General features: G+C 66.7%; 13 protein-coding genes, 3 rRNA genes and 1 pseudogene. 8 read left to right on the top strand and 9 right to left on the bottom strand.

All coding sequences use genetic code 11. From position 1 onward, the window contains the following. Nucleotides 1–26: 26 nt before the first annotated feature. From OG841_RS38740 to OG841_RS38720, 5 genes are all read right to left on the bottom strand, one after another. Nucleotides 27–2,522 (bottom strand): sugar phosphate nucleotidyltransferase, encoded by a 2,496-nt coding sequence (locus OG841_RS38740; protein WP_371568981.1) that lies wholly within the window; start codon nt 2,520–2,522, stop codon nt 27–29. 114 nt (nt 2,523–2,636) lie between these two features. Then, the gene (locus tag OG841_RS38735) at nt 2,637–3,245 is read right to left on the bottom strand and encodes a CDP-alcohol phosphatidyltransferase family protein (RefSeq protein ID WP_266567473.1); all 609 of its coding nucleotides are present in this window, start codon (nt 3,243–3,245) and stop codon (nt 2,637–2,639) included. Between the two features lie 109 nt (nt 3,246–3,354). Then, a 5S ribosomal RNA gene (gene rrf / locus OG841_RS38730) occupies nt 3,355–3,471 on the bottom strand. A gap of 71 nt (nt 3,472–3,542) precedes the next feature. Beyond that, a 23S ribosomal RNA gene (locus tag OG841_RS38725) occupies nt 3,543–6,663 on the bottom strand. 306 nt (nt 6,664–6,969) lie between these two features. Continuing rightward, nucleotides 6,970–8,495: ribosomal RNA gene (locus OG841_RS38720) — 16S ribosomal RNA — on the bottom strand. The 16S, 23S and 5S rRNA genes sit together here, the layout of an rRNA operon. A gap of 554 nt (nt 8,496–9,049) precedes the next feature. On the opposite strand from OG841_RS38720, the gene OG841_RS38715 reads away from it, so the two are divergent. Both OG841_RS38715 and ptsP read left to right on the top strand, forming a co-directional pair. Next, nucleotides 9,050–9,499, top strand: coding sequence for a PTS sugar transporter subunit IIA (locus OG841_RS38715; RefSeq protein WP_266378267.1), 450 nt, complete (start codon nt 9,050–9,052; stop codon nt 9,497–9,499). 73 nt (nt 9,500–9,572) lie between these two features. Further along, entirely contained in the window at nt 9,573–11,243 is a 1,671-nt protein-coding gene (gene ptsP / locus OG841_RS38710) for a phosphoenolpyruvate--protein phosphotransferase (protein ID WP_371568978.1), read from the top strand. A 71-nt stretch (nt 11,244–11,314) separates the two neighbouring features. On the opposite strand, the gene OG841_RS38705 is transcribed toward ptsP, so the two are convergent. Both OG841_RS38705 and OG841_RS38700 read right to left on the bottom strand, forming a co-directional pair. Next, complete coding sequence (locus OG841_RS38705) at nt 11,315–12,208, bottom strand: hypothetical protein (RefSeq protein ID WP_328637140.1); 894 nt, start codon at nt 12,206–12,208, stop codon at nt 11,315–11,317. A 22-nt stretch (nt 12,209–12,230) separates the two neighbouring features. Next, entirely contained in the window at nt 12,231–13,439 is a 1,209-nt protein-coding gene (locus tag OG841_RS38700) for an MFS transporter (protein WP_371568976.1), read from the bottom strand. 119 nt (nt 13,440–13,558) lie between these two features. Here OG841_RS38700 and OG841_RS38695 point away from each other — a divergent pair, with 119 nt between their 5' ends. Beyond that, a complete protein-coding gene (locus OG841_RS38695; protein ID WP_371568973.1) occupies nt 13,559–14,878 on the top strand; it encodes an aminotransferase class I/II-fold pyridoxal phosphate-dependent enzyme in 1,320 nt (439 codons plus the stop codon). 9 nt (nt 14,879–14,887) lie between these two features. Here the strand turns inward: OG841_RS38695 and OG841_RS38690 are convergent, their stop codons facing one another. Continuing rightward, nucleotides 14,888–16,855, bottom strand: coding sequence for an acetoacetate--CoA ligase (locus OG841_RS38690; protein WP_365119845.1), 1,968 nt, complete (start codon nt 16,853–16,855; stop codon nt 14,888–14,890). Between the two features lie 212 nt (nt 16,856–17,067). On the opposite strand from OG841_RS38690, the gene OG841_RS38685 reads away from it, so the two are divergent. Further along, nucleotides 17,068–19,434, top strand: coding sequence for a glycoside hydrolase family 31 protein (locus OG841_RS38685; RefSeq protein ID WP_371568970.1), 2,367 nt, complete (start codon nt 17,068–17,070; stop codon nt 19,432–19,434). Nucleotides 19,435–19,437: 3 nt separating this feature from the next. Here OG841_RS38685 and OG841_RS38680 read toward each other — a convergent pair whose 3' ends face one another. Then, on the bottom strand, nt 19,438–19,974 hold the full coding sequence (locus OG841_RS38680; protein ID WP_326670420.1) for an NUDIX domain-containing protein: 537 nt from the start codon (nt 19,972–19,974) through the stop codon (nt 19,438–19,440). 135 nt (nt 19,975–20,109) lie between these two features. Here OG841_RS38680 and OG841_RS38675 point away from each other — a divergent pair, with 135 nt between their 5' ends. From OG841_RS38675 to OG841_RS38660, 4 genes and pseudogenes are all read left to right on the top strand, one after another. Next, a complete protein-coding gene (locus OG841_RS38675; RefSeq protein ID WP_328643483.1) occupies nt 20,110–20,535 on the top strand; it encodes a Zn-ribbon domain-containing OB-fold protein in 426 nt (141 codons plus the stop codon). Continuing rightward, nucleotides 20,532–21,722 carry a lipid-transfer protein gene (locus tag OG841_RS38670; protein WP_365119979.1) on the top strand — a complete coding sequence of 397 codons (1,191 nt, stop codon included), beginning with the start codon at nt 20,532–20,534 and terminating at the stop codon, nt 21,720–21,722. Before OG841_RS38675 ends, OG841_RS38670 begins: the two co-directional genes overlap by 4 nt. Nucleotides 21,723–21,736: 14 nt before the next feature. Then, nucleotides 21,737–21,976 (top strand): annotated as a pseudogene (locus OG841_RS38665) (diguanylate cyclase); the annotation flags it as partial. A gap of 360 nt (nt 21,977–22,336) precedes the next feature. Next, entirely contained in the window at nt 22,337–23,062 is a 726-nt protein-coding gene (locus OG841_RS38660; RefSeq protein ID WP_328637145.1) for an MIP/aquaporin family protein, read from the top strand. Nucleotides 23,063–23,100 lie beyond the last annotated feature (38 nt).

Raw genomic sequence — 23,100 nt, 5'->3', positions numbered from 1 at the left:
CTGTCCGGCACGCACGCGTGCGTGTCTCAGCGGCCGGCGCTGTCCACGACCGCCGACCATTCGTCCAGCAGGGCCTGCGCGGACGCGTCATCGGGCCCCTCGGCCCACAGATGGGTGACCGCCTCCGCCGGGTCCGGCAGCACCATCACCCAGCGTCCGTCGGTCTCCACGACCCGGACACCGTCGGTCGTGTCGACAAAGCGATCGCCTGCCGCCTCCACGACCCTGCGCATCACCAGTCCCTTGACGGCCCACGGGGTCGCCAGATCCCGCTTGAGGACATGGGCCCGCGGAATCCGGGCGTCGATCTGGCTGAGCGTGAGCTGCGTCCGCGCCACCAGCCCGATCAGCCGTACGAAGGCCGCCGCGCCGTCGAAGACACTGCTGAACTCCGGGATGATGAAGGCGCCCTTGCCGTCACCACCGAAGATCGTCGAGTCGTCGCGCCCGACCCGGGTGAGGTCGTCGGGTGAGGTGGTCGTCCACTCCACCTGCGTGCCGTGGTACGCCGCCACCTGCTCGGCGATCCGCGTGGTGGTCACGGGCAGCGCCACACGGCCGCTACGCCGCTCCGCGGCGACCAGGTCGAGCATGACGAGCAGCGCCCGGTCGTCCTCGATGATCCGCCCCTTCTCGTCCACAAGGGACAGACGCTCACCCACGGGGTCGAACCGCACCCCGAACGCCGCCCGCGCGGAGGCCACGATCTCCCCCAGCCGCACCAGACCCGAGCGACGGGCGTCCGCCGTCTCCGTCGGCCTGGACTCGTCGAGCCCCGGGTTGATGGTCAGCGAATCCACCCCGAGCTTGCCGAGCAGACTCGGGAGCACCAGACCCGCACTGCCGTTCGACGCGTCTACGACGACCTTCAGCCCGGACTCGGAGATCCCGGTGATGTCGACGTTCCGCAGCAGTGAACCGGTGTACGAGTCGAAGACACTCGCCGGGAAGTGCAGGTCTCCGATCTCACCGGGGAACGCGCGCCGGTACTCCTGCCGCGCGAACACCCGGTCCAGCTTCCGCTGACTGCCCTGAGAAAGGTCCGCGCCCCGCCCGTCGAAGAACATGATGTCCACGGAGTCCGGCACCCCGGGCGTGGTCCGGATCATGATGCCGCCGGCGCTCCCGCGAGCGGTCTGCTGCCGCGCCACGGGCAGCGGTACGTTTTCCAGGTCGCGTACGTCGATGGCGCTGGCCTGCAGAGCGGAGATGACCGCCCGCTTCAGTGCCCGCGCGCCACGGGAGTGGTCACGGGCGGTGGTGACGGTCGACCCCTTCTTCAGGGTCGTCGCGTAGGCGCCGGCGAGCCGCACGGCGAGCTCCGGGGTGATCTCGACATTCAGGATGCCGGAGACTCCCCGGGCACCGAAGAGATGCGCCTGGCCCCTGGACTCCCAGATGACCGAGGTGTTGACGAAGGCGCCGGCCTCGATGGTCTTGAACGGGTAGACCCGTACATTCCCCTGGATAATCGATTCCTCGCCGACGAGACACTCGTCACCGATGACCGCGCCGTCCTCGATACGGGCCGCACGCATGATGTCGGTGTTCTTCCCGACGACACAGCCACGAAGATTGCTCTGCTGCCCGACATACACGTTGTCGTGCACGACGGCCTTGTGCAGGAACGCGCCGCTCTTGACGACCACGTTCGAGCCCACGACGGTGTGCTCGCGGATCTCGGCGCCAGCCTCGACCTTCGCGTAGTCCCCGATGTACAGCGGACCACGGAGAACGGCATCGGGATGCACCTCGGCACCCTCAGCCACCCAGACGCCCGGGGAGAGTTCGAAGCCGTCGATCTCGACGTCGACCTTGCCCTCCAGGACGTCTGCCTGCGCCTTCACATAGCTCTCGTGCGTGCCGACGTCCTCCCAGTATCCCTCCGCGATATAGCCGTAGATCGGCTTGCCTTCCTTCATCAGCTGCGGGAAGACATCGCCGGACCAGTCCACGGGCACATCGGGCTCGACGTAGTCGAAGACCTCGGGCTCCATGACATAGATGCCCGTGTTCACGGTGTCCGAGAAGACCTGCCCCCAGGTCGGCTTCTCCAGGAAGCGCTCGACCTTGCCTTCCTCGTCGACGATGGTGATGCCGAATTCGAGCGGATTGGGGACACGGGTCAGACAGACGGTGACCAGCGCACCCTTTTCCTTGTGGAAGTTGACGAGCTCGGTGAGGTCGAAGTCGGTCAGCGCATCACCGGAGATGACGAGAAAAGCGTCGTCCTTCAACGCCTCTTCGGCGTTCTTGACGCTTCCGGCGGTACCGAGTGGCTTCTCCTCATTGGCATAAGAGAGCTCCATGCCGAGCTCTTCACCGTCACCGAAGTAGTTCTTGACCAGTGAGGCCAGGAACTGGACGGTGACGACGGTCTCGTTGAGCCCATGCCTTTTGAGCAGCCGCAGCACGTGCTCCATGATCGGCCGGTTTACCACCGGCAGGAGCGGCTTGGGCATGCTCGAGGTCATGGGACGAAGGCGTGTGCCTTCGCCTCCGGCCATCACGACGGCCTTCATGTCGGAAGCGTCCTCCTTAAGAGACGACGGTCTAGCCGACTTCACCCGTCCAGATTGTCCCGCACTTTTCTGCCGGGGGCCATCGAGCCGCCACGGCCGTGCCATTGGGTGGGGTCAGTCGGCCTTGGCGTCCGCACGGACCAGGCGGCGGACTTGTACCACGTAGAGCACTCCTGCCCACCAGTACAGCGTTGTACCCCATCCGGCGAACGCCCATCCGAAAATAGCAGCGAGTGACGAGATCCATCCAGTTCCGTCACTGAGCAGGAGCAGCGGGAAGGCGTACATCAGGTTGAAGGTGGCAGCTTTGCCAAGGAAGTTCACCTGTGGTGGGGGATAACCGTGGCGCCTGAGGATGCCCACCATCACCAGGAGAACCAGCTCTCGCAGGAGCAGTGCAGCCGTCAACCAGATTGGCAGAATCTCGCGCCAGGTGAGGCCGACCAGAGTCGAGAGAATGTAGAGCCTGTCGGCCGCGGGATCGAGCAGCCGGCCAAGACTGCTGATCTGGTTCCACCGTCGGGCGAGCTTGCCGTCCAGGTAGTCGCTGATCCCGCTCAGAGCGAGTACCAGCAACGCCCAGGTGTCACTCTTCGGCCCTCCGAACTCGGGCCTGAGGATCAGCCACAGGAAGAGCGGCACCCCAACGAGCCTCGCCATGCTGAGGATGTTGGGGATGGTGAGGACCCGGTCCGTCTGGACGCGGGTCTCCTGGACCTCCACCCGGGGGCCTCCTGTGGGAAACGTGCCAACGATGCCCCCTGACCCTACCTCAACGCAAAAAAGCTCTGGCTCTTGGGCTGCGTGCCCAAGAGCCAGAGCTCTAAAAGGAGTTCGGCGGTGTCCTACTCTCCCACAGGGTCCCCCCTGCAGTACCATCGGCGCTGTAAGGCTTAGCTTCCGGGTTCGGAATGTAACCGGGCGTTTCCCTCACGCTATGACCACCGAAACACTATGAAGTTAGACCGGAAAAACGACACGGTCGTTGCCTCAGAACTAACACAGTGGACGCGAGCAAATATGGACAAGCCCTCGGCCTATTAGTACCGGTCACCTCCACCCATTACTGGGCTTCCAGATCCGGCCTATCAACCCAGTCGTCTACTGGGAGCCTTAACCCCTCAAGGGGGTGGGAATACTCATCTCGAAGCAGGCTTCCCGCTTAGATGCTTTCAGCGGTTATCCCTCCCGAACGTAGCCAACCAGCCATGCCCTTGGCAGAACAACTGGCACACCAGAGGTTCGTCCGTCCCGGTCCTCTCGTACTAGGGACAGCCCTTCTCAATATTCCTGCGCGCGCAGCGGATAGGGACCGAACTGTCTCACGACGTTCTAAACCCAGCTCGCGTACCGCTTTAATGGGCGAACAGCCCAACCCTTGGGACCGACTCCAGCCCCAGGATGCGACGAGCCGACATCGAGGTGCCAAACCATCCCGTCGATATGGACTCTTGGGGAAGATCAGCCTGTTATCCCCGGGGTACCTTTTATCCGTTGAGCGACGGCGCTTCCACAAGCCACCGCCGGATCACTAGTCCCGACTTTCGTCCCTGCTCGACCCGTCGGTCTCACAGTCAAGCTCCCTTGTGCACTTACACTCAACACCTGATTGCCAACCAGGCTGAGGGAACCTTTGGGCGCCTCCGTTACTCTTTAGGAGGCAACCGCCCCAGTTAAACTACCCATCAGACACTGTCCCTGATCCGGATCACGGACCCAGGTTAGACATCCAGCACGACCAGACTGGTATTTCAACGACGACTCCACCTGAACTGGCGTCCAAGCTTCACAGTCTCCCAGCTATCCTACACAAGCCGAACCGAACACCAATATCAAACTGTAGTAAAGGTCCCGGGGTCTTTCCGTCCTGCTGCGCGAAACGAGCATCTTTACTCGTAGTGCAATTTCACCGGGCCTATGGTTGAGACAGTCGAGAAGTCGTTACGCCATTCGTGCAGGTCGGAACTTACCCGACAAGGAATTTCGCTACCTTAGGATGGTTATAGTTACCACCGCCGTTTACTGGCGCTTAAGTTCTCAGCTTCGCCACACCGAAATGTGACTAACCGGTCCCCTTAACGTTCCAGCACCGGGCAGGCGTCAGTCCGTATACATCGCCTTACGGCTTCGCACGGACCTGTGTTTTTAGTAAACAGTCGCTTCTCGCTGGTCTCTGCGGCCACCCCCAGCTCGAGGAGCAAGTCCTCTCACCAGTGATGGCCCCCTTCTCCCGAAGTTACGGGGGCATTTTGCCGAGTTCCTTAACCATAGTTCACCCGAACGCCTCGGTATTCTCTACCTGACCACCTGAGTCGGTTTAGGGTACGGGCCGCCATGAAACTCGCTAGAGGCTTTTCTCGACAGCATAGGATCATCCACTTCACCACAATCGGCTCGGCATCAGGTCTCAGACTATTGCCAGGCGGATTTACCTACCTGACGTCCTACACCCTTACCCCGGGACAACCACCGCCCGGGCTGGACTACCTTCCTGCGTCACCCCATCACTCACCTACTACCACCTTGGTTCGGCGGCTCCACCACTTTCCATTCCCCGAAGGGTCCGGAACGGCTTCACGGCCTTAGCATCAATAGGTTCGGTGTTTGACGCTTCACAGCGGGTACCGGAATATCAACCGGTTATCCATCGACTACGCCTGTCGGCCTCGCCTTAGGTCCCGACTTACCCTGGGCAGATCAGCTTGACCCAGGAACCCTTAGTCAATCGGCGCACACGTTTCCCACGTGTGTATCGCTACTCATGCCTGCATTCTCACTCGTGAACCGTCCACCACTGCCTTCCGGCGCGGCTTCACCCGGCACACGACGCTCCCCTACCCATCCATACAGGCGTTGGCCCTATTGTATGAATGACACGACTTCGGCGGTACGCTTGAGCCCCGCTACATTGTCGGCGCGGAATCACTAGACCAGTGAGCTATTACGCACTCTTTCAAGGGTGGCTGCTTCTAAGCCAACCTCCTGGTTGTCTCTGCGACTCCACATCCTTTCCCACTTAGCGTACGCTTAGGGGCCTTAGTCGATGCTCTGGGCTGTTTCCCTCTCGACCATGGAGCTTATCCCCCACAGTCTCACTGCCGTGCTCTCACTTACCGGCATTCGGAGTTTGGCTAAGGTCAGTAACCCGGTAGGGCCCATCGCCTATCCAGTGCTCTACCTCCGGCAAGAAACACACGACGCTGCACCTAAATGCATTTCGGGGAGAACCAGCTATCACGGAGTTTGATTGGCCTTTCACCCCTAACCACAGGTCATCCCCCAGGTTTTCAACCCTGGTGGGTTCGGTCCTCCACGAAGTCTTACCTCCGCTTCAACCTGCCCATGGCTAGATCACTCCGCTTCGGGTCTTGAGCGTGCTACTCAAACGCCCTATTAGGACTCGCTTTCGCTACGGCTACCCCACCCGGGTTAACCTCGCAACACACCGCAAACTCGCAGGCTCATTCTTCAAAAGGCACGCAGTCACGAGACACCAAGCAAGCTTGATGTCCGACGCTCCCACGGCTTGTAGGCACACGGTTTCAGGTACTATTTCACTCCGCTCCCGCGGTACTTTTCACCATTCCCTCACGGTACTATCCGCTATCGGTCACCAGGGAATATTTAGGCTTAGCGGGTGGTCCCGCCAGATTCACACGGGATTTCTCGGGCCCCGTGCTACTTGGGTGTCTCTCAAACGAGCCGCTGATGTTTCGACTACGGGGGTCTTACCCTCTACGCCGGACCTTTCGCATGTCCTTCGCCTACATCAACGGTTTCTGACTCGTCCTGTCGCCGGCAGACGACAGAAGAGAGATCCCACAACCCCGAATGCGCAACCCCTGCCGGGTCTCACACGCATACGGTTTGGCCTCATCCGGTTTCGCTCGCCACTACTCCCGGAATCACGGTTGTTTTCTCTTCCTGCGGGTACTGAGATGTTTCACTTCCCCGCGTTCCCTCCACATACCCTATGTGTTCAGGTATGGGTGACAGCCCATGACGACTGCCGGGTTTCCCCATTCGGAAACCCCCGGATCAAAGCCTGGTTGACGACTCCCCGGGGACTATCGTGGCCTCCCACGTCCTTCATCGGTTCCTGGTGCCAAGGCATCCACCGTGCGCCCTTAAAAACTTGGCCACAGATGCTCGCGTCCACTGTGCAGTTCTCAAACAACGACCAGCCACCCATCACCCCGGAGCTTCACTCCGAGTTCACTGGGGCCGGCATCGAGGGGGTTCATTCCCTCAGACACCCAACAGCGTGCCCGACACCCTCGCCACTCATGATCAGCTTTCCACGCTCCGAAGAGCAGTACTGGCAGCCCGAGATGACTGAAAGTGCCGAATAATCAACGTTCCACCCATGAGCAACCACCGCAGAACGTGTGCCTGCGTAGTGGCCTCTGACCTCACCCCGTAGGGATCGGTAAGAAGTGCTCCTTAGAAAGGAGGTGATCCAGCCGCACCTTCCGGTACGGCTACCTTGTTACGACTTCGTCCCAATCGCCAGTCCCACCTTCGACAGCTCCCTCCCACAAGGGGTTGGGCCACCGGCTTCGGGTGTTACCGACTTTCGTGACGTGACGGGCGGTGTGTACAAGGCCCGGGAACGTATTCACCGCAGCAATGCTGATCTGCGATTACTAGCAACTCCGACTTCATGGGGTCGAGTTGCAGACCCCAATCCGAACTGAGACAGGCTTTTTGAGATTCGCTCCACCTCACGGTATCGCAGCTCATTGTACCTGCCATTGTAGCACGTGTGCAGCCCAAGACATAAGGGGCATGATGACTTGACGTCGTCCCCACCTTCCTCCGAGTTGACCCCGGCGGTCTCCTGTGAGTCCCCATCACCCCGAAGGGCATGCTGGCAACACAGAACAAGGGTTGCGCTCGTTGCGGGACTTAACCCAACATCTCACGACACGAGCTGACGACAGCCATGCACCACCTGTACACCGACCACAAGGGGGGCACCATCTCTGATGCTTTCCGGCGTATGTCAAGCCTTGGTAAGGTTCTTCGCGTTGCGTCGAATTAAGCCACATGCTCCGCTGCTTGTGCGGGCCCCCGTCAATTCCTTTGAGTTTTAGCCTTGCGGCCGTACTCCCCAGGCGGGGAACTTAATGCGTTAGCTGCGGCACCGACGACGTGGAATGTCGCCAACACCTAGTTCCCACCGTTTACGGCGTGGACTACCAGGGTATCTAATCCTGTTCGCTCCCCACGCTTTCGCTCCTCAGCGTCAGTAATGGCCCAGAGATCCGCCTTCGCCACCGGTGTTCCTCCTGATATCTGCGCATTTCACCGCTACACCAGGAATTCCGATCTCCCCTACCACACTCTAGCTAGCCCGTATCGAATGCAGACCCGGGGTTAAGCCCCGGGCTTTCACACCCGACGTGACAAGCCGCCTACGAGCTCTTTACGCCCAATAATTCCGGACAACGCTTGCGCCCTACGTATTACCGCGGCTGCTGGCACGTAGTTAGCCGGCGCTTCTTCTGCAGGTACCGTCACTTTCGCTTCTTCCCTGCTGAAAGAGGTTTACAACCCGAAGGCCGTCATCCCTCACGCGGCGTCGCTGCATCAGGCTTTCGCCCATTGTGCAATATTCCCCACTGCTGCCTCCCGTAGGAGTCTGGGCCGTGTCTCAGTCCCAGTGTGGCCGGTCGCCCTCTCAGGCCGGCTACCCGTCGTCGCCTTGGTGAGCCATTACCTCACCAACAAGCTGATAGGCCGCGGGCTCATCCTTCACCGCCGGAGCTTTCAACCACCACAGATGCCTGCGGTAGTGGTATCCGGTATTAGACCCCGTTTCCAGGGCTTGTCCCAGAGTGAAGGGCAGATTGCCCACGTGTTACTCACCCGTTCGCCACTAATCCCCACCGAAGTGGTTCATCGTTCGACTTGCATGTGTTAAGCACGCCGCCAGCGTTCGTCCTGAGCCAGGATCAAACTCTCCGTGAATGTTTACCCGTAATCGGGTGCACACATCACGAGAGCGGAGCGACCACCGGAATAAGGCGGTCGCTCACAGCGTCCTCGCTGTGTTTTCTTCAAAGGAACCTCGCCCCAGCAGATGCTGGAGACGGGGTATCAACATATCTGGCGTTGATTTTTGGCACGCTGTTGAGTTCTCAAGGAACGGACGCTTCCTTTGTACTCACCCTCTCGGGCTTTCCTCCAGGCGCTTCCCTTCGGTGTTCCCAAACTCTATCAGTGTTTTTCCGGCCCTCTGACCACCGTCCTGCAAGCATGCAGAAGATGATCCAGAGATAGGATCTGACAAGTTGGGTGCTGCCAGGCTGGGACGCTCGGTGGCGCCGCTCGGCCTCAAGCAGGGGTACGACTGTACACGGGGCCGCGAAGAGGGTGCAAATCCGTTGGGCTGGTGGTCTAGACCACTTAGCGGTATCTTTTCTGCGGAACCCGCACTTCACATGCCATACGCTGCTGGACAGCGCCGTCCGGGACAAGCAGCGACGGTGCATATACGCAGCTCCACCCCTGGGAGGCTTCCCATGACCACCGTGACGTCCCCTCTTGCCGGACGCGCCATCGGACTGGCCGCCGTGCCCGATCCGGTCTTCTCCGGGGCCATGGTCGGCCCGGGTACGGCGATCGATCCCGTGCGCGAACCGTCCGAGGCCGTCGCCCCCGTCGACGGTGTGATCGTCTCTCTCCACCCCCATGCGTTCGTCGTCGTGGACGAACAGGGACACGGCGTGCTCGTCCACCTCGGCATCGACACCGTGCAGCTCAACGGCGAGGGTTTCGAGCTGCTGGTGAACAAGGGCGACACCGTCACGCGCGGTCAGGCGATCGTGCGCTGGAACCCGGCCGCCGTCGAGGCCGCCGGAAAGTCCGCGGTCTGCCCGGTCGTGGCTCTGGAGGCCACGGCCGAGGCCCTCTCCGAACTCCGTGAGGACGGCGATGTGAAGGCCGACGACAGCCTCTTCGTATGGAAGTGACGTCAGTACCGTCCTACGACGGCAAGTAACCACCGCGGCGGCGGGACCCGCCGCACTATCGGAGACGGGTGAGATGGAGACAACGCTGCGAGGCGTCGGCGTGAGCCACGGTGTGGCGATCGGCGAGGTTCGGCACATGGGAACGGCGGTACTTGAGCCGCCTGCCAAGCAGATTCCGTCGGAGGACGCGGAGCGTGAACAGGGGCGCGCCCGCAAGGCCGTGGAGGCTGTGGCGGCCGACCTGTTGGCGCGCGGCAATCTGGCGGGGGGTGAAGCCCAGGCGGTGCTCGAAGCGCAGGCCATGATGGCCCAGGACCCCGAGCTGATGGCAGACGTGGACCGGCGTATCGCCGTCGGCAGCACGGCCGAGCGCGCCGTGTACGACGCGTTCGCCGCGTACCGCGAGCTGCTGGCGGGCGCGGGCGAGTACCTGGCCGGTCGCGTCGCCGACCTCGACGACGTGCGGAACCGTATCGTCGCCCGTCTGCTCGGGGTGCCCATGCCTGGCGTCCCGGACAGTGACGAGCCGTACGTGCTGGTGGCGCGTGATCTCGCGCCTGCCGACACCGCTCTGCTGGACCCGACGCTCGTTCTCGGTTTCGTCACCGAGGAGGGCGGACCCACCAGCCACAGCGCGATTCTGGCGCGGGCGCTGGGTGTGCCGGCCGTTGTGGCGCTGCCGGGTGCTGGTGAGCTGGCCGAGGGCACAGTCATCGCTGTCGACGGCAGCACCGGTGACATCTTCGTGAACCCGAGCGATGAGAAGAAGGCCCAGTTGGAGGCCGCTGCCGCCGAGCGGAAGGCCGCGCTCGCCGCATCGACGGGTCCGGGTGCCACCGCCGATGGCCACAAGGTGCCGCTGCTGGCCAACGTCGGTGGTCCGGCCGACGTGCCCGCCGCGGTCGAAGCGGGAGCCGAGGGCGTCGGTCTCTTCCGTACCGAGTTTCTCTTCCTCGACGACAGCAAGAACGCTCCGTCCGAGGAGAAGCAGGTCGAGGCGTATCGCCAGGTCCTCGAGGCGTTCCCCGAGGGGCGTGTGGTCGTCCGTGTGCTGGACGCGGGCGCGGACAAGCCGCTGGACTTTCTGACGCCGTCCGACGAACCGAACCCGGCGCTGGGTGTGCGTGGACTGCGGACGCTGCTCGATCACCCCGACGTGCTTCGGACTCAGCTGACGGCGCTCGCGAAGGCCGCCGAGGGCTTGCCCGTCTACCTTGAGGTCATGGCCCCGATGGTGGCGGACCGCGCCGATGCCAGGGCGTTCGCCGACGCGTGCCGCGCGGCAGGGCTGCAGGCGAAGTTCGGCGCGATGGTGGAGATTCCCTCGGCCGCTCTGCGGGCGCGGTCGATCCTGCAGGAGGTCGAGTTCCTCTCACTCGGGACCAACGATCTCGCGCAGTACACCTTCGCCGCCGACCGTCAGGTGGGTGCGGTGTCGCGGCTGCAGGATCCGTGGCAGCCGGCGCTGCTCGACCTGGTCGCACTGTCCGCCGAGGCAGCTAAGGCCGAGGGCAAGAGCTGTGGTGTCTGTGGTGAGGCCGCGTCCGACCCGCTGCTCGCCTGTGTGCTGACCGGTCTCGGGGTCACCTCGCTTTCCATGGGTGCGGCGTCCCTCCCTTATGTCCGGGCGACGCTGGCGAAGTACACGCTGGCTCAGTGCGAGCGTGCTGCCGCCGCCGCGCGGGCCGCCGACAGTGCCGAGGACGCGCGCGACGCGGCCCAGGCGGTGCTGTCGGGCGAGTAGTCGAACCGGAGAGGTCTGGCTGAAGGTTCCTGGAGGGCGCTCCACCCGTGGGTGGAGCGCCCTCTTTGTGTTCAGTGACTGTGGCGCGACGTCTGTCCTTCCGGTCCGAGGTCGGGCGGCACGCAGTAGTCGACGTCCGATTCCGGGGAGATCAGGTCGCCGGAGTCGATATCGGTGCAGTAGGCGTCGAAGACTTCTCCCGCGGTGAGGGGCTCGAGGCCGTCGCCGCGCAGACGCCAGCCGTAGATGCGGTCGGTGGTCCCGGGGGCGCTGGTGCGCATGACGAGTCCGCCGGGGCTCTGGGTGGCGATGCCGAGTGCGAGGACCGTGGTGAATTCGAGGGCCTCGGCCTCGTCGAGTTGGACGGCCCCCTCGGTGTTCTCGTCGGAGTGGAGGACGGCGACGAGGGTTTCCGGTGTGCCGGTCACGCTGCAGACGAGGTGGTGTTCGCCCGGCCGGGCCGTGTCGAGGATCCGGACGAGGAGGTCGGAGGCGCGGGTGAAGGCCGCGCGGCCGATGTCCTCCCCGCAGGAACCGCAGGCACCGAGGCGGGCGAGGAGGGTGGTCGCGTACTCCCACGTGGCCTGGCGGACGGCTTCATCCACGAGGGCGGGCACGAGGTCGGTGAGAGGCTGGCCCTCGTACGGGAGCGTCGGTCCGGTGTTGGCGAGTTCTGCCGTGAAGCGTGTTCGGCTCGACGGGACGTCCGGGTTGAGGCCCGTCTCCTCGCAGAACTCGGCGTACTCCTGGGGGTCGAAGAGGGCGACGGTGGTGTGGCTGCCCTGTGAGGCGCGGGTCCTCAGGAGGTCTTCGACCTGTTTCAGGTACGTCGCGTGGTCGTCGAAGGTGAAGCTGCGGTAGCGCCGCATGGCGCGGAAGTCGTGTTCGTCGGTGAGCAGGCCGATGGTTCCGGCGATTTCGCGGCGCAGGACGCGTCGCATTGTCTGGTGGTCGGTGTGCGCCATGTTTCCCCCTGTGCGCAGTCGATCAATTCTCACTCACAGTAACCGGCGGCACTGACAATGAGGTCTGAGTGAGACGTGCGCGGACCAGCCGATGCTGGATTGTGCAGGTCAGGGCTATGGCTGTGCCGAAGGCGGCCCATCCTGCCGGGCCGGTGGCAATGGCCGCGGTGACTGCGAGTGGTCCGAAGGTGCGCTGCACGGACTGGGCCAGGCCGTGGACGCCGAGGTAGGTGCCCTGGGCGGTGTCGGGGGCGAGGGCGACGGAGAGTTCCCAGGAGACGGTGGCGTGCAGCATCTCCGCCATGGTGAAGGCCGCTGCCGCGACGGTGAGGAGCGCTGTGGCGGTGACGGCTCCGCCCGTGGCCGCGAGTGCCATGACGGTGCCGCCCAGGGCGAAGGTGACGGAGAGCGGGAGGAGGAGGTTCCGGGCAGCCGCCGTGGTGGTGCCGAATCGGGCGAGGGGGACCTGGAGTGCCACGACCATGACGTTGTTGAGGACCATCAGGAGTGGTGCGAGTCCGTTCGGTGCGTTGGCCTCGTGTGCGATCCACAGAGGCAGGCCGACCTTGAACACGGCGTCGTCGAGGAAGAGGACGGTCTCAGTGGCGACGTAGGCGAGATAGGTGCGGTCGTGCCACGGATTCGTCGGTCTGGTGGTCGGGGCCGGGTGCTTCGAGGTGATGACGGTGCGGGAGGGGGACGAGGGTTCGCCGCAACGCAGGGTGAGTAGTGCTGAGGCGATGAAGGACAGGGCGTCGCCGGCGAGGAGCCACTGGTAGGCGGTGGTGGTGGCGAGCGCCAGGGCCGCTGCGGCGGTGAGGCCTCCCAGCGCCCAGCCCGCGTTGGCGACGGTGCGGTGAAAGGCCTGGTAGCGGACGCGGTCCGGCCCTGCGACCCGGGTGGCGTAGAGCTTGGTGAGGATGCTGGCGGCGCGGTCGCCGAGGCTGCCCACCGCTGAGAAGGCGATGAGCAGTGCGTAGTTGTCGGTGGTGAGCAGTGCGCAGGAGGCCACGGCACGAATGAGCTGGACGGTCAGCAGGACCCGGGTGATGGGGAAGCGGTCGGCGAGCTTGCCGCCGAACGGTGCCCCTGCGATGCCGATCGCGCCTGCGGCAGCGGCCAGGGTGCCGACCTGGGCCAGGGAGAGCTCTGAGACGTAGGTGAAGTAGAGGACGGAGACGGAGGCCCACAGTCCGCTGCCGATCCGGTCGACGAGCGCGATGGCGAGCATTCTGCGCCCGTCGCGACCTCCGGGAACGCTTCTCGACCAAGCTGCCGCGCGCCGTAGCGGATGCACTGCTCCCCCTTGCCTGCTTGCTTTCAGTTATGTACTGATACATACTCTGTAATGTGGCAACACAATATGGGATCAGTGGGACGACGGCCAAGGGAATTGCGGAGTCCGCCGAACGAGCCGTGGCTGAGGGCTCCATGGCGCCCGGAGCCGCACTGCCTCCGGTGCGCCGCCTCGCGGACGACCTCGGCGTGAGCCCGGGGACGGTCGCGACGGCGTACAAGGAACTGCGGCAGCGCGGGATCGTGGTCACCCAGGGTCGGGGTGGGACCGTGGTGGCACCGGCCCCGACGGTGGCGTCTCGTCGGCCGCCCAAAGTGCCCGAGGGTCTGCGGGACTTGGCGGGTGGTCACCCCGATCCGCAGCTGCTCCCCGGACTGGTGCCACCCTCCCGGCTGTCCCCCGGCGCTCGTTCGCACCGTTCGACGCCCCGGCTGGCACGACTCGAGGACGCCGTTCGCGCGTGGCTGCGACCCGAGGGCGTACCTGTGGAGCACGTGACCTTCGCACACGGGGCGCTGGATCTGGTCGGACGGCTGCTGTCCGTGGAGCTACGGCCCGGTGACGCCGTCGCCATGGAGGATCCCGGATATCACCACCTGCTGGATCTGGTCACGGCGTTGGGGCTGCGCATGGTCCCCGTCGCCGTCGACGACGAGGGAGTGTTGCCCGAGGCCGTACGTGAAGCGCTGCGGGCCGGGGCGCGGGCGCTCGTGTGCAGTCCGCGGGCGCAGAATCCGTACGGCGGTCGCTTCTCCGCCGAGCGTCAGGAGGCACTGCTGGGTGTGCTCCGGGAACACCCCGAGGTGCTGGTCGTGGAGAACGATCATGCGTCCGCCGTCGCCGACGCACCCCTGCGGACGCTGACCGGCGCAGGGCTGCCGCGCTGGGTGCATGTGCGGACGGTGAGCAAGTTCCTGGGGACGGACCTGAGATGGGCCGCCGCCGCGTGTGATCCGATCACACTGGGTCGGCACGACGGTCGGCTGTTGCTGACGTCCGGCTGGGTCAGTCATCTGCTCCAGGAGACGGTGTACGGGCTTCTCACCGACGACAGCACGCGCGCGTTGGTCGCTCGTGCCCAGGAGACCTATGCGCTGCGCCGGAACGCTCTTGTACGGGAGCTCGGCGACCGTGGCATCAAGGCGCACGGGGCGAGCGGGATGAATGTGTGGGTGCCCGTCCGGGACGAGTCGGCCGTGGTGAACGGACTGCGGTCGTACGGCTGGTGGGTGGCGGCCGGGGCCAGGTTCCGGCTGTCGGCCGGTCCGGGCGTGCGGATCACGGCCGCTGAGCTGGAGCCGGCCGATGCGGCGCGGCTGGCCTCGGACTTCGCCGGCGTGCTCGGTGAGTCCGAGGCCACCTACGGTGGATGAACCGCTCCGTCAGGCGCGTTTGCGGGCCAGGTCCTCGTAGAAGTGGAGCAGTTCGAGGTTGTCGATGGAGCCGGGGTTGACCGCCTTCTCCAGAGGGGTGCCCTGGAGGAGGCGCTTGACGGGGACCTCGATGCGCTTCCCGGTGAGGGTGTGCGGGACGCCGGGGACCTCGATGACCTCGTCGGGGATGTGGCGGGGTGAGAGGTTTTCGCGGATCGTCGCCTTGATGCGGTCGAGGAGTGCCTGGTCGAGGACGGCTCCCGGAGCCAGTTGCACGAACAGCGGCATCCAGTACCCGCCGTCGGGCTGCTCGATACCGATGACCAGGGACTCCTTGATCTCGGGGAGTCGCTCCACGGCCTCGTAGATGTCGGCCGAACCCATGCGGACGCCCTGGCGGTTGAGCGTCGAGTCGGAGCGGCCGTGGATGACGACCGAGCCGCGCGAGGTGACGGTGATCCAGTCGCCGTGCCGCCACACTCCGGGATAGGTGTCGAAGTAGCTGTCGTGATAGCGGCTTCCATCGGGGTCGTTCCAGAAGCGGATCGGCATCGACGGCATGGGATTGGTGACGACGAGCTCGCCCACCTCGTCGATCAGGGGCTGGCCGCTCGGATCCCAGGACTGCAGGTCGGTGCCCAGGCTCGGTGCCTGGAGCTCGCCGATGTGCACGGGCAGGGTCGGTACGGCGCCCGCGAAGCACGAGCACACGTCCGTGCCCCCGCTGACGGAGGCGATCCACAGATCCTCACGAACCTCGTCGTGCAGCCAGCGGAAGCCGTCGGGCGGAAGCGGTGAGCCGGTGGTGGCCACGCACTGCACCCTCGACAGGTCGAAGTCGCGGCCTGGGTGCACGTCGGCCTTGCGGCAGGCCATGACGTACGCGGCCGAGGTGCCGTAGAGCGTGGCGCCCGTGCGTTCGGCGACCCGCCACTGGGCGCCCGTGTCGGGGTAGCCGGGGCTGCCGTCGTACAGGACGACGGTCGTGCCCGTGAGGAGGCCGGAGACGAGGAAGTTCCACATCATCCAGCCCGTGGAGGTGTACCAGAAGAAACGGTCCTCGGGGCCGAGGTCGCAGTGCAGACCGAGCTGCTTGAGGTGCTCGACGAGGATGCCGCCCTGGGACTGGACGATCGCCTTCGGCAGGCCTGTCGTGCCCGAGGAGTAGAGCACCCACAGGGGGTGCGCAAAGGGCACCTGTTCGAAGACCGGATCCGTGTCCGCGCTCGTGAGGGCATCCCACTCCAGGGCGCCTTCCGGAGCCTCGGTGCCGAGGAGCGGGATGTGGACGACCGCGCGCAGGGACGGCAGTTCGCGGCGGAGTTCGGCGACCGTCTCGCGGCGGTCGTGCTCCTTGCCGCCGTAGCGGTACCCGTCGACAGTGAACAGGACGACCGGCTCCACCTGTTGGAAACGGTCCAGGACGCTGCGAGCGCCGAAGTCGGGGGCACAGGAGGTCCAGACGGCGCCCACCGCGGCCGTGGCGAGCAGGGCGACGACCGCCTGCGGGATGTTCGGGAGGTAGCCACTGACACGATCTCCGGACCGGAGGCCGAGAGCGCGCAGCTCCGCGGCCAGGGAGCCGACCTCGCGGCGCAGCTCGGACCAGGTCACCGGGCGCGGCTCATGGGTCTCGTCGACGTAAAGGAGGGCGGGTTCGTCCGCGCGGGTCGCGGCCGCGCGCAGGGCGTGCTCGGCGTAGTTGAGGGTGGCGCCGGGGAACCACTCGGCGCCGGGCATCGAGCGGTCGCCCAGCACGCGCGCGTAGGGCGTCGAGAACCGTACGTCGAACCATTGGGTGACTGCTTCCCAGAACGGCTCCAGCTCGTCCACCGACCAGCGGTGGAGGGCCTCGTAGCCTCCGTCGGCCGGGGCGCCGTGGTGTTCGGCCGCCCACGCCTGGAACCTGGTGACCTGGGACCGGGCGATGCGCTGCGGATCTGGCTGCCAGAGCGGCTGGGGATTCTCGGTCGACATGGGGGCTCCCGGACTCTGCGCGTCGTGTGCGTCTCCCGCGCACGGGCCAGGGGTGTGCGCGTGACGCGGCTGACAGGGACGATGCCATGTGATCAACTTCTACGCCAGGGTGCGCCCCACATAGTCCGTGTCGTGAAGATGTGGCCCCGGCACGGGTGAACGCCAGTTGAACGACACGCGCGGGTGAAGCAGTGAGTGGCAGGGTGAACAGCATGAACGGTCGTGACCTGGTGCGTTCGGTGAAGGCGGTTGGTTCGGCGGGGGCGCCCCAGGGGTTGCGTACCGTGCGCGCCGCGTGGCGCAGGAGGCGTACCGACGCCGTCGGGCTGCCGGAGCGGGGGGCCGAGCGGGCGCGGGTGCCGGGGCTGATGCAGGACGTCGAGCCGGGTCCCGGTGGGGGTGTCGTCCGGTTCAGCCGCTCCGAGCTGCGGATCGTCGTGGCGGTGAACGGGGCGGTCTTCTGGGGGTGGGACGGGGCCGAGCCGGAGCCGTCGTACGCGCTGGCGGGCCGCTGTCCGGAGCCGGATCCCCGGGCGGTTCTGGAGCCGGACAAGGACGGCGGCTGGCGGGTCGTGGCCGAGCGGGCGACAGTCGTGGTGTCGCGGCACGGAGCGGTCGAGGTACGTACGCCCGGCGGGGTGACCCTGCGCCGGGATCTGCCGCCCCGCTGGTGGGAGCCGGTGGGCGGCGGCGAGGCGCGCTGGATGCAGCGGTCGGAGGTGGCCGCCGACGCACGGTTCTTCGGGCTGGGGGGACGGGCGTCGGGGCCTAGGTTGCGGGACGGAACGTACCGGCTGTGGAACACCGACCCGGGCCGGGCGTTCGGGCCGGGCGACGATCCGCTGTACGTCACGATGCCGGTGCAGCTGGTGGTGGCCGACGCCGCCACCCACCTCGTGTTCCACGACACCTCGTGGGACGGCACCGTGACCCTGCGGGAGGGCGAGGAGGGCGCCGGCTCAGGGCACGACCTGGTGGGGATGTCCGAGGTGCGGATGGCCGGCGGTCCGCTGCGCTGCTGGGTGATGGTGGGCACTCCCGCGCGCGTGCTGCTCGCCTGGGCCTCGCTGACCGGTGCGCCCGCGCTGCCGCCGTCGTGGGCGCTCGGCCATCATCACGCCCGCTGGGGCTTCGGCAGTGAGCAGGAGGTGCGGCGGATCGTCGCCGGCTACCAGGAGCGGGCGCTGCCGCTCGATGCCGTCCATCTGGACATAGACCACTACGACGAGCACCAGGTGTTCACGGTCGACCAGGGGCGGTTTCCCAAGCTGCCCCAACTGGCCGAGGAACTGCTGCGGGACGGGATCCGGCTGGTGTCGATCGTCAACCCGGCGGTCAAGGCCGCGCCCGGCAACGCGGTCCATGACAGCGGGACGGCCGAGGACGCCTTCGTGCGGGACGCGTCGGGGCGGCTCGTGGAAGGGGTCGTGTGGCCCGGTGAGGCCGTCTATCCGGACTTCACGCACGCACGCGTGCGTGCCTGGTGGGGTCGCCTCTACCAGGAGAGGCTCACGGCGGGGTTCACAGGCTTCTGGCACGACATGAACGAGCCCACGTCCTTCAACGCGTTCGGCGAGTCCACCCTGCCGCGGTCGGCCAGGCACTCCCTGGAGGGCCGCAGCGGTGACCACCGGGAGGCGCACAACATCTACGCGCTGTGCATGGCTCAGGCCGGATACGAGGGACTGCGCGACCTGGTGCCGGACGAGCGGCCCTTCCTGTTGTCGCGTTCCGGATGGGCCGGCATACAGCGATACGGCGGCACCTGGTCCGGTGACGTGGCCACCGGCTGGCCGGGGCTGCGGGCTTCGCTGTCGCTCGTGATGGGGCTCGGGCTGTGCGGGGTGCCGTACTCGGGGCCCGACGTGGGCGGCTACGACGGGCACCCCTCGCCCGAGCTGTATCTGCGCTGGTTCCAACTCGGCGCATACCTGCCGCTGTTCCGGACCCACGCGAGTCTGCGGGCAGGGCGCAGGGAGCCGTGGGAGTTCGGAGCCGAGGTGCTGGAGCACGCGCGCGTGGCGCTCGTGGAACGCCGGCGGCTGCTGCCGTACTTCATGACGCTCGCGCAGTTGGCCCGGCGTACCGGTGCGCCCTATGTCCGGCCCGTGTGGTGGTCCGCGCCCGAGGACCGTGCCCTGCGGGACTGCGAGGACGCCTTTCTGCTGGGTGACTGCCTGCTCGTGGCACCGGTGCTCGATCCGGGCAGCGACCGGCGTGCGGTTCAACTGCCGCGGGGACGCTGGTACGACACGGCCACGGAAAAGGTCTACGAGGGGCCGGGACAGGTGCTCGTCGACGCCCCGCTGTCGCGGATCCCGGTACTCGCGCGCGCGGGCGCCGTGATTCCGGTACAGGGGGACGACGGCGGTCTCGAACTGGAGGTGTGGGCGCCCGCCCGGGGGCGGAGCGGGGGCGGACTGGTCGTTGCGGACGCGGGCGACGGTTGGGACGAACCGGAGATCGAACGTTACGTCGCCCGCTGGGAGGGCCGGAAGGTGGTCGTTCAGCGGGAGGGCGAGGACGGCGTGAGCGAGCCGTCCCACCCGGTGCGGCTGCGCGGGCTGGGAGCGCGCTGAGGATCAGACGTAGCGGCCCTCGAACCAGGCCCGTACGGCCAGCGTGTGCAGCGGGAAGGCGAGCTCCTCCGGCCTGCGCAGGAGGTGCCAGCCCTCCGTCTCGTCGGTGGCGGCGGGCTGTGGGAGGCCGTCGGCGGGACGCTCCGGCAACACCCCGAACAGCAGCAGGTGCCCGTCAGGCGAGCTCAGCGCGTCTACGAGCCGCACGTCGCGGCTCGCCGCGTCGATGCCCGTCTCTTCCTTGAGTTCGCGAACCAGGGCGTGCCGCCAGTCCTCGCGGTCGTCGAGGTAACCGCCGGGCAGGGCGATGCCTCCGCGCGCAGGGGCGATGGTTCGGGTGATGACGACCAGGGCGGTGCCCTGTGTGTCGTACACGGGCTGGAGTGCGACGGCGACCGGCAGGGGGTTGCGGTAGGCCACCGTGTTGCAGGCGGGACAGGTGCGGGGCCAGCCCGCGACGCCCTCTCCGTAGGGCGCTCCGCAGCTCGAACAGTGGGAGCCGGGTGCGGAGTTGGGGGTGGAGTGCTGAGTTTCGGACACGCGGCGGACTGTATCTGATCATCGGGTACTCCGGTTCCGTTGGGCCCTCTGCCTCTTTGGAGCCGCCCGTGCGACACTTCTGACGTTCCGTCAGATTCGGCCCGGGGAGGGGTCTTGCCGCGCACACGCACACCTGTGGTCACCGGGTGGTTCGCCGGTGAGGGAGACGACTTCACGCTTCTCGGGACCCGCTGCTCCGCCTGCGGCTCGGTCTTCTTCCCGCGCGAGGACAGCCACTGTCGCAACCCCGGATGCGACAGTGGCGATCTGGCGGAGATTCCCCTTTCGCGGCGCGGTCGCGTCTGGTCGTACACGGACAGCCGGTACCGGCCTCCGTCACCGTATGTGACCGTTCCGGAACTTCCGTGGGAGCCGTACACGTTGATCGCTGTGGAGCTGGCCGCCGAGCGGATCGTGGTGCTGGGGCAGGCGGTTCCCGGGGTCACGGTCGCCGACCTGGCAGTGGGCGCGGAGGTGGAGGTCGTCCCCGGTGTGCTCCATGAGGACGGCGAGACGATCTGGACGACATGGCACTGGCGGCCGACGGGGGTGACGGCATGACGGGAGAGGTGGCGGTGCTCGGCGCGGGCATGCACCCATGGGGCAAATGGGGGCGCGGATTCGTCGAGTACGGCGTGGCGGCCGCCCGCGCGGCGCTGGCCGACGCGGGCCTCGAGTGGCGGGACGTCGGCTCGATCGTCGGCGCGGACACCGTGCGGGGCGGTTATCCGGGCTATGTGGCGGGGGCGACCTTCGCCAAGGCGCTCGGCTGGCAGGGGGCCCGTGTCGCCAGCGTGTACGCGGCATGCGCGTCCGGGGCGCAGGCGGTGGCCGCCGCGCGGGCCCAGATCCTCGCGGGACTGGCCGACGTGGTGCTCGTGGTGGGGGCCGATGCCGCACCGAAGGGGTTCTTCCGCCCCGCGGGCGGCGACCGGCCCGACGATCCGGACTGGCTGCGCTTCCGGGTTCTCGGCGCGACCAACCCGACCTACTTCGGGCTGTACGCGCGGCGGCGCATGGCCGTGCACGGGGACACGGTGGAGGACTTCGCCCAGGTCAAGGTGAAGAACGCGGCCCTGGGGGCGCTGAATCCGTATGCGCGGTACCGCAAGCGGGTGAGCGCGGAAGAGGTCGCGGCCTCCGCCGTCGTGGCGGATCCACTGCGGCTGCTCGACATATGCGCCACCTCGGACGGCGGTGCGGCGCTCGTGCTCTCCAGTATGGAGTTCGCGCGTCGGAGGGGTGTGGCCGAGCCTGTGCGGATCAGGGCGGTGTCGACGGTGACGCCGACGTATCCGAACACGGTGCTGGACCTGCCCGACATCGCGACGGACTCCGCCGCCGCGGTCGAGCCCGCCGACGGCACCTTCCGTGCGTCGATCGCGCGCGCGGCCTACGAGGAGGCCGGCGTCGGGCCGGAGGATCTCTCCCTCGCCGAGGTCTACGACCTGTCCACGGCCCTGGAGTTGCAGTGGTACGAGGACCTCGCACTGTGCGCGGAGGGCGAGGGCGCGAAGCTCCTGCGCGAGGGGGCGACGGCGCCGGGCGGACGCATACCCGTCAACACGAGCGGCGGACTCGCCTCCTTCGGCGAGGCGGTCCCGGCCCAGGCGATCGCCCAGGTCTGCGAGCTCACCTGGCAGTTGCGGGGCGACGCGGGTGCCCGGCAGGTCGAGCACGCGCGCGTGGGAATCACCGCCAACCAGGGGCTGTTCGGACACGGTTCCGCGGTGATCACCGTGAGGTGATCGGAGGGACCCGGTCCGCGGGCGGGCGGCCCGTGCCCCTGTCCCTGGCCACCGTGGAGTGCCTGCCCGGCAGTGTCGCGGACCGCAGGGAGGCGGCCGCGTGTCTGGCGCCGCTGAAGAAGGCCGCGAAGACGCTCAGCGGGGCGATCTGGGTCGTGGGGCGGGCAGGACTGCCTGGGCACGAGATCCGGCGCGCAGGGGGCGCTGAGGCCCCTTCGACGGTGTATGCGGTGGCGGAGCCGGGCAGGGGCTGAAGGCACGACCGGTGGGCGCCGTTCGGGCTCCGGCCGGCGCTGCCCATGGGGCGAGGCGGTTCGACCGCGCGTCCCAACCGTTGCCGTCGGCGACCTTGACGCCCCCCGGGGCCCGGTGAACACTTCCGGTGTCAGTCGACATCGCCGTACATTCTCGGCGCATCCAGGCACCACGCCGCGCGGGCCCCCCACGAGCTCAGGCCCATTCCCCCACGGGCGATTCGGCTGCGACGGCACGCTCGTCGCGGACGCCGGGCGGGGCGCGGGATTCTCCCTGCTCTCGGCAGTTCGCCAAGGGAACCGCAACCCTGCACGGAGGACCGGGGCGGGAACGTCCCGGGCCAGGGCCTAGGAGCCGCCATGAGCAACGGAGACGTATTCCTCGGCGAGGTCATCGGTACGGCGATTCTGATCCTCTTCGGCGCCGGCGTGGTCGCTGCCGTCGTCCTCAACTATTCCAAGGCGAAGGACTCCGGCTGGGTCGTCATCGCGTTCGGCTGGGGCTTCGGCGTGCTCGCCGGGGCGTACACCGCCGCACCGCTGTCCGGCGGGCATCTCAACCCCGCTGTGACCCTCGGGATCGCCGTCGACACCGGGGACTGGGACCAGGTTCCCGTCTACATCGCCGGTCAGATGGTCGGCGCGATGCTCGGGGCGGTCCTGTGCTGGCTGGTCTACTTCGCGCAGTTCCAGGCCAACGCCGAGGAGGAGATCGCCCAGCCGACGCTCGGGATCTTCTCCACCGCGCCCGCGATCCGCAATCCCGTGGCGAACCTGATCACGGAGATCATCGCGACGATCGGCCTGGTCCTGCCGATCCTGGCCTTCGGCCTCACCAAGGGACTCGGCGAGTCCGGTACCGCGGTCCTCGTCGTCGCCTTCCTGGTCGTCGGCATCGGTCTGTCGCTCGGCGGGCCCACCGGATACGCCATCAACCCGGCCCGTGACCTGGGCCCGCGCATCGTCCACGCCCTGCTGCCGATTCCCAACAAGGGCACCTCGGACTGGAGTTACGCGTGGATCCCGGTGGTGGGACCGCTGATCGGCGGGGCGCTGTCCGGGGTGATCTTCCACGCGGCCTTCTGAAACACAGCCCTTGCGAAACGCAGCCTTGTGCAGGAACC

Source organism: Streptomyces canus (assembly GCF_041435015.1).
GTDB lineage: Bacteria > Actinomycetota > Actinomycetes > Streptomycetales > Streptomycetaceae > Streptomyces > Streptomyces canus_G.
Note: the sequence above shows the minus strand (reverse complement) of the source record. Positions and strands in the feature narration are given on the sequence as shown.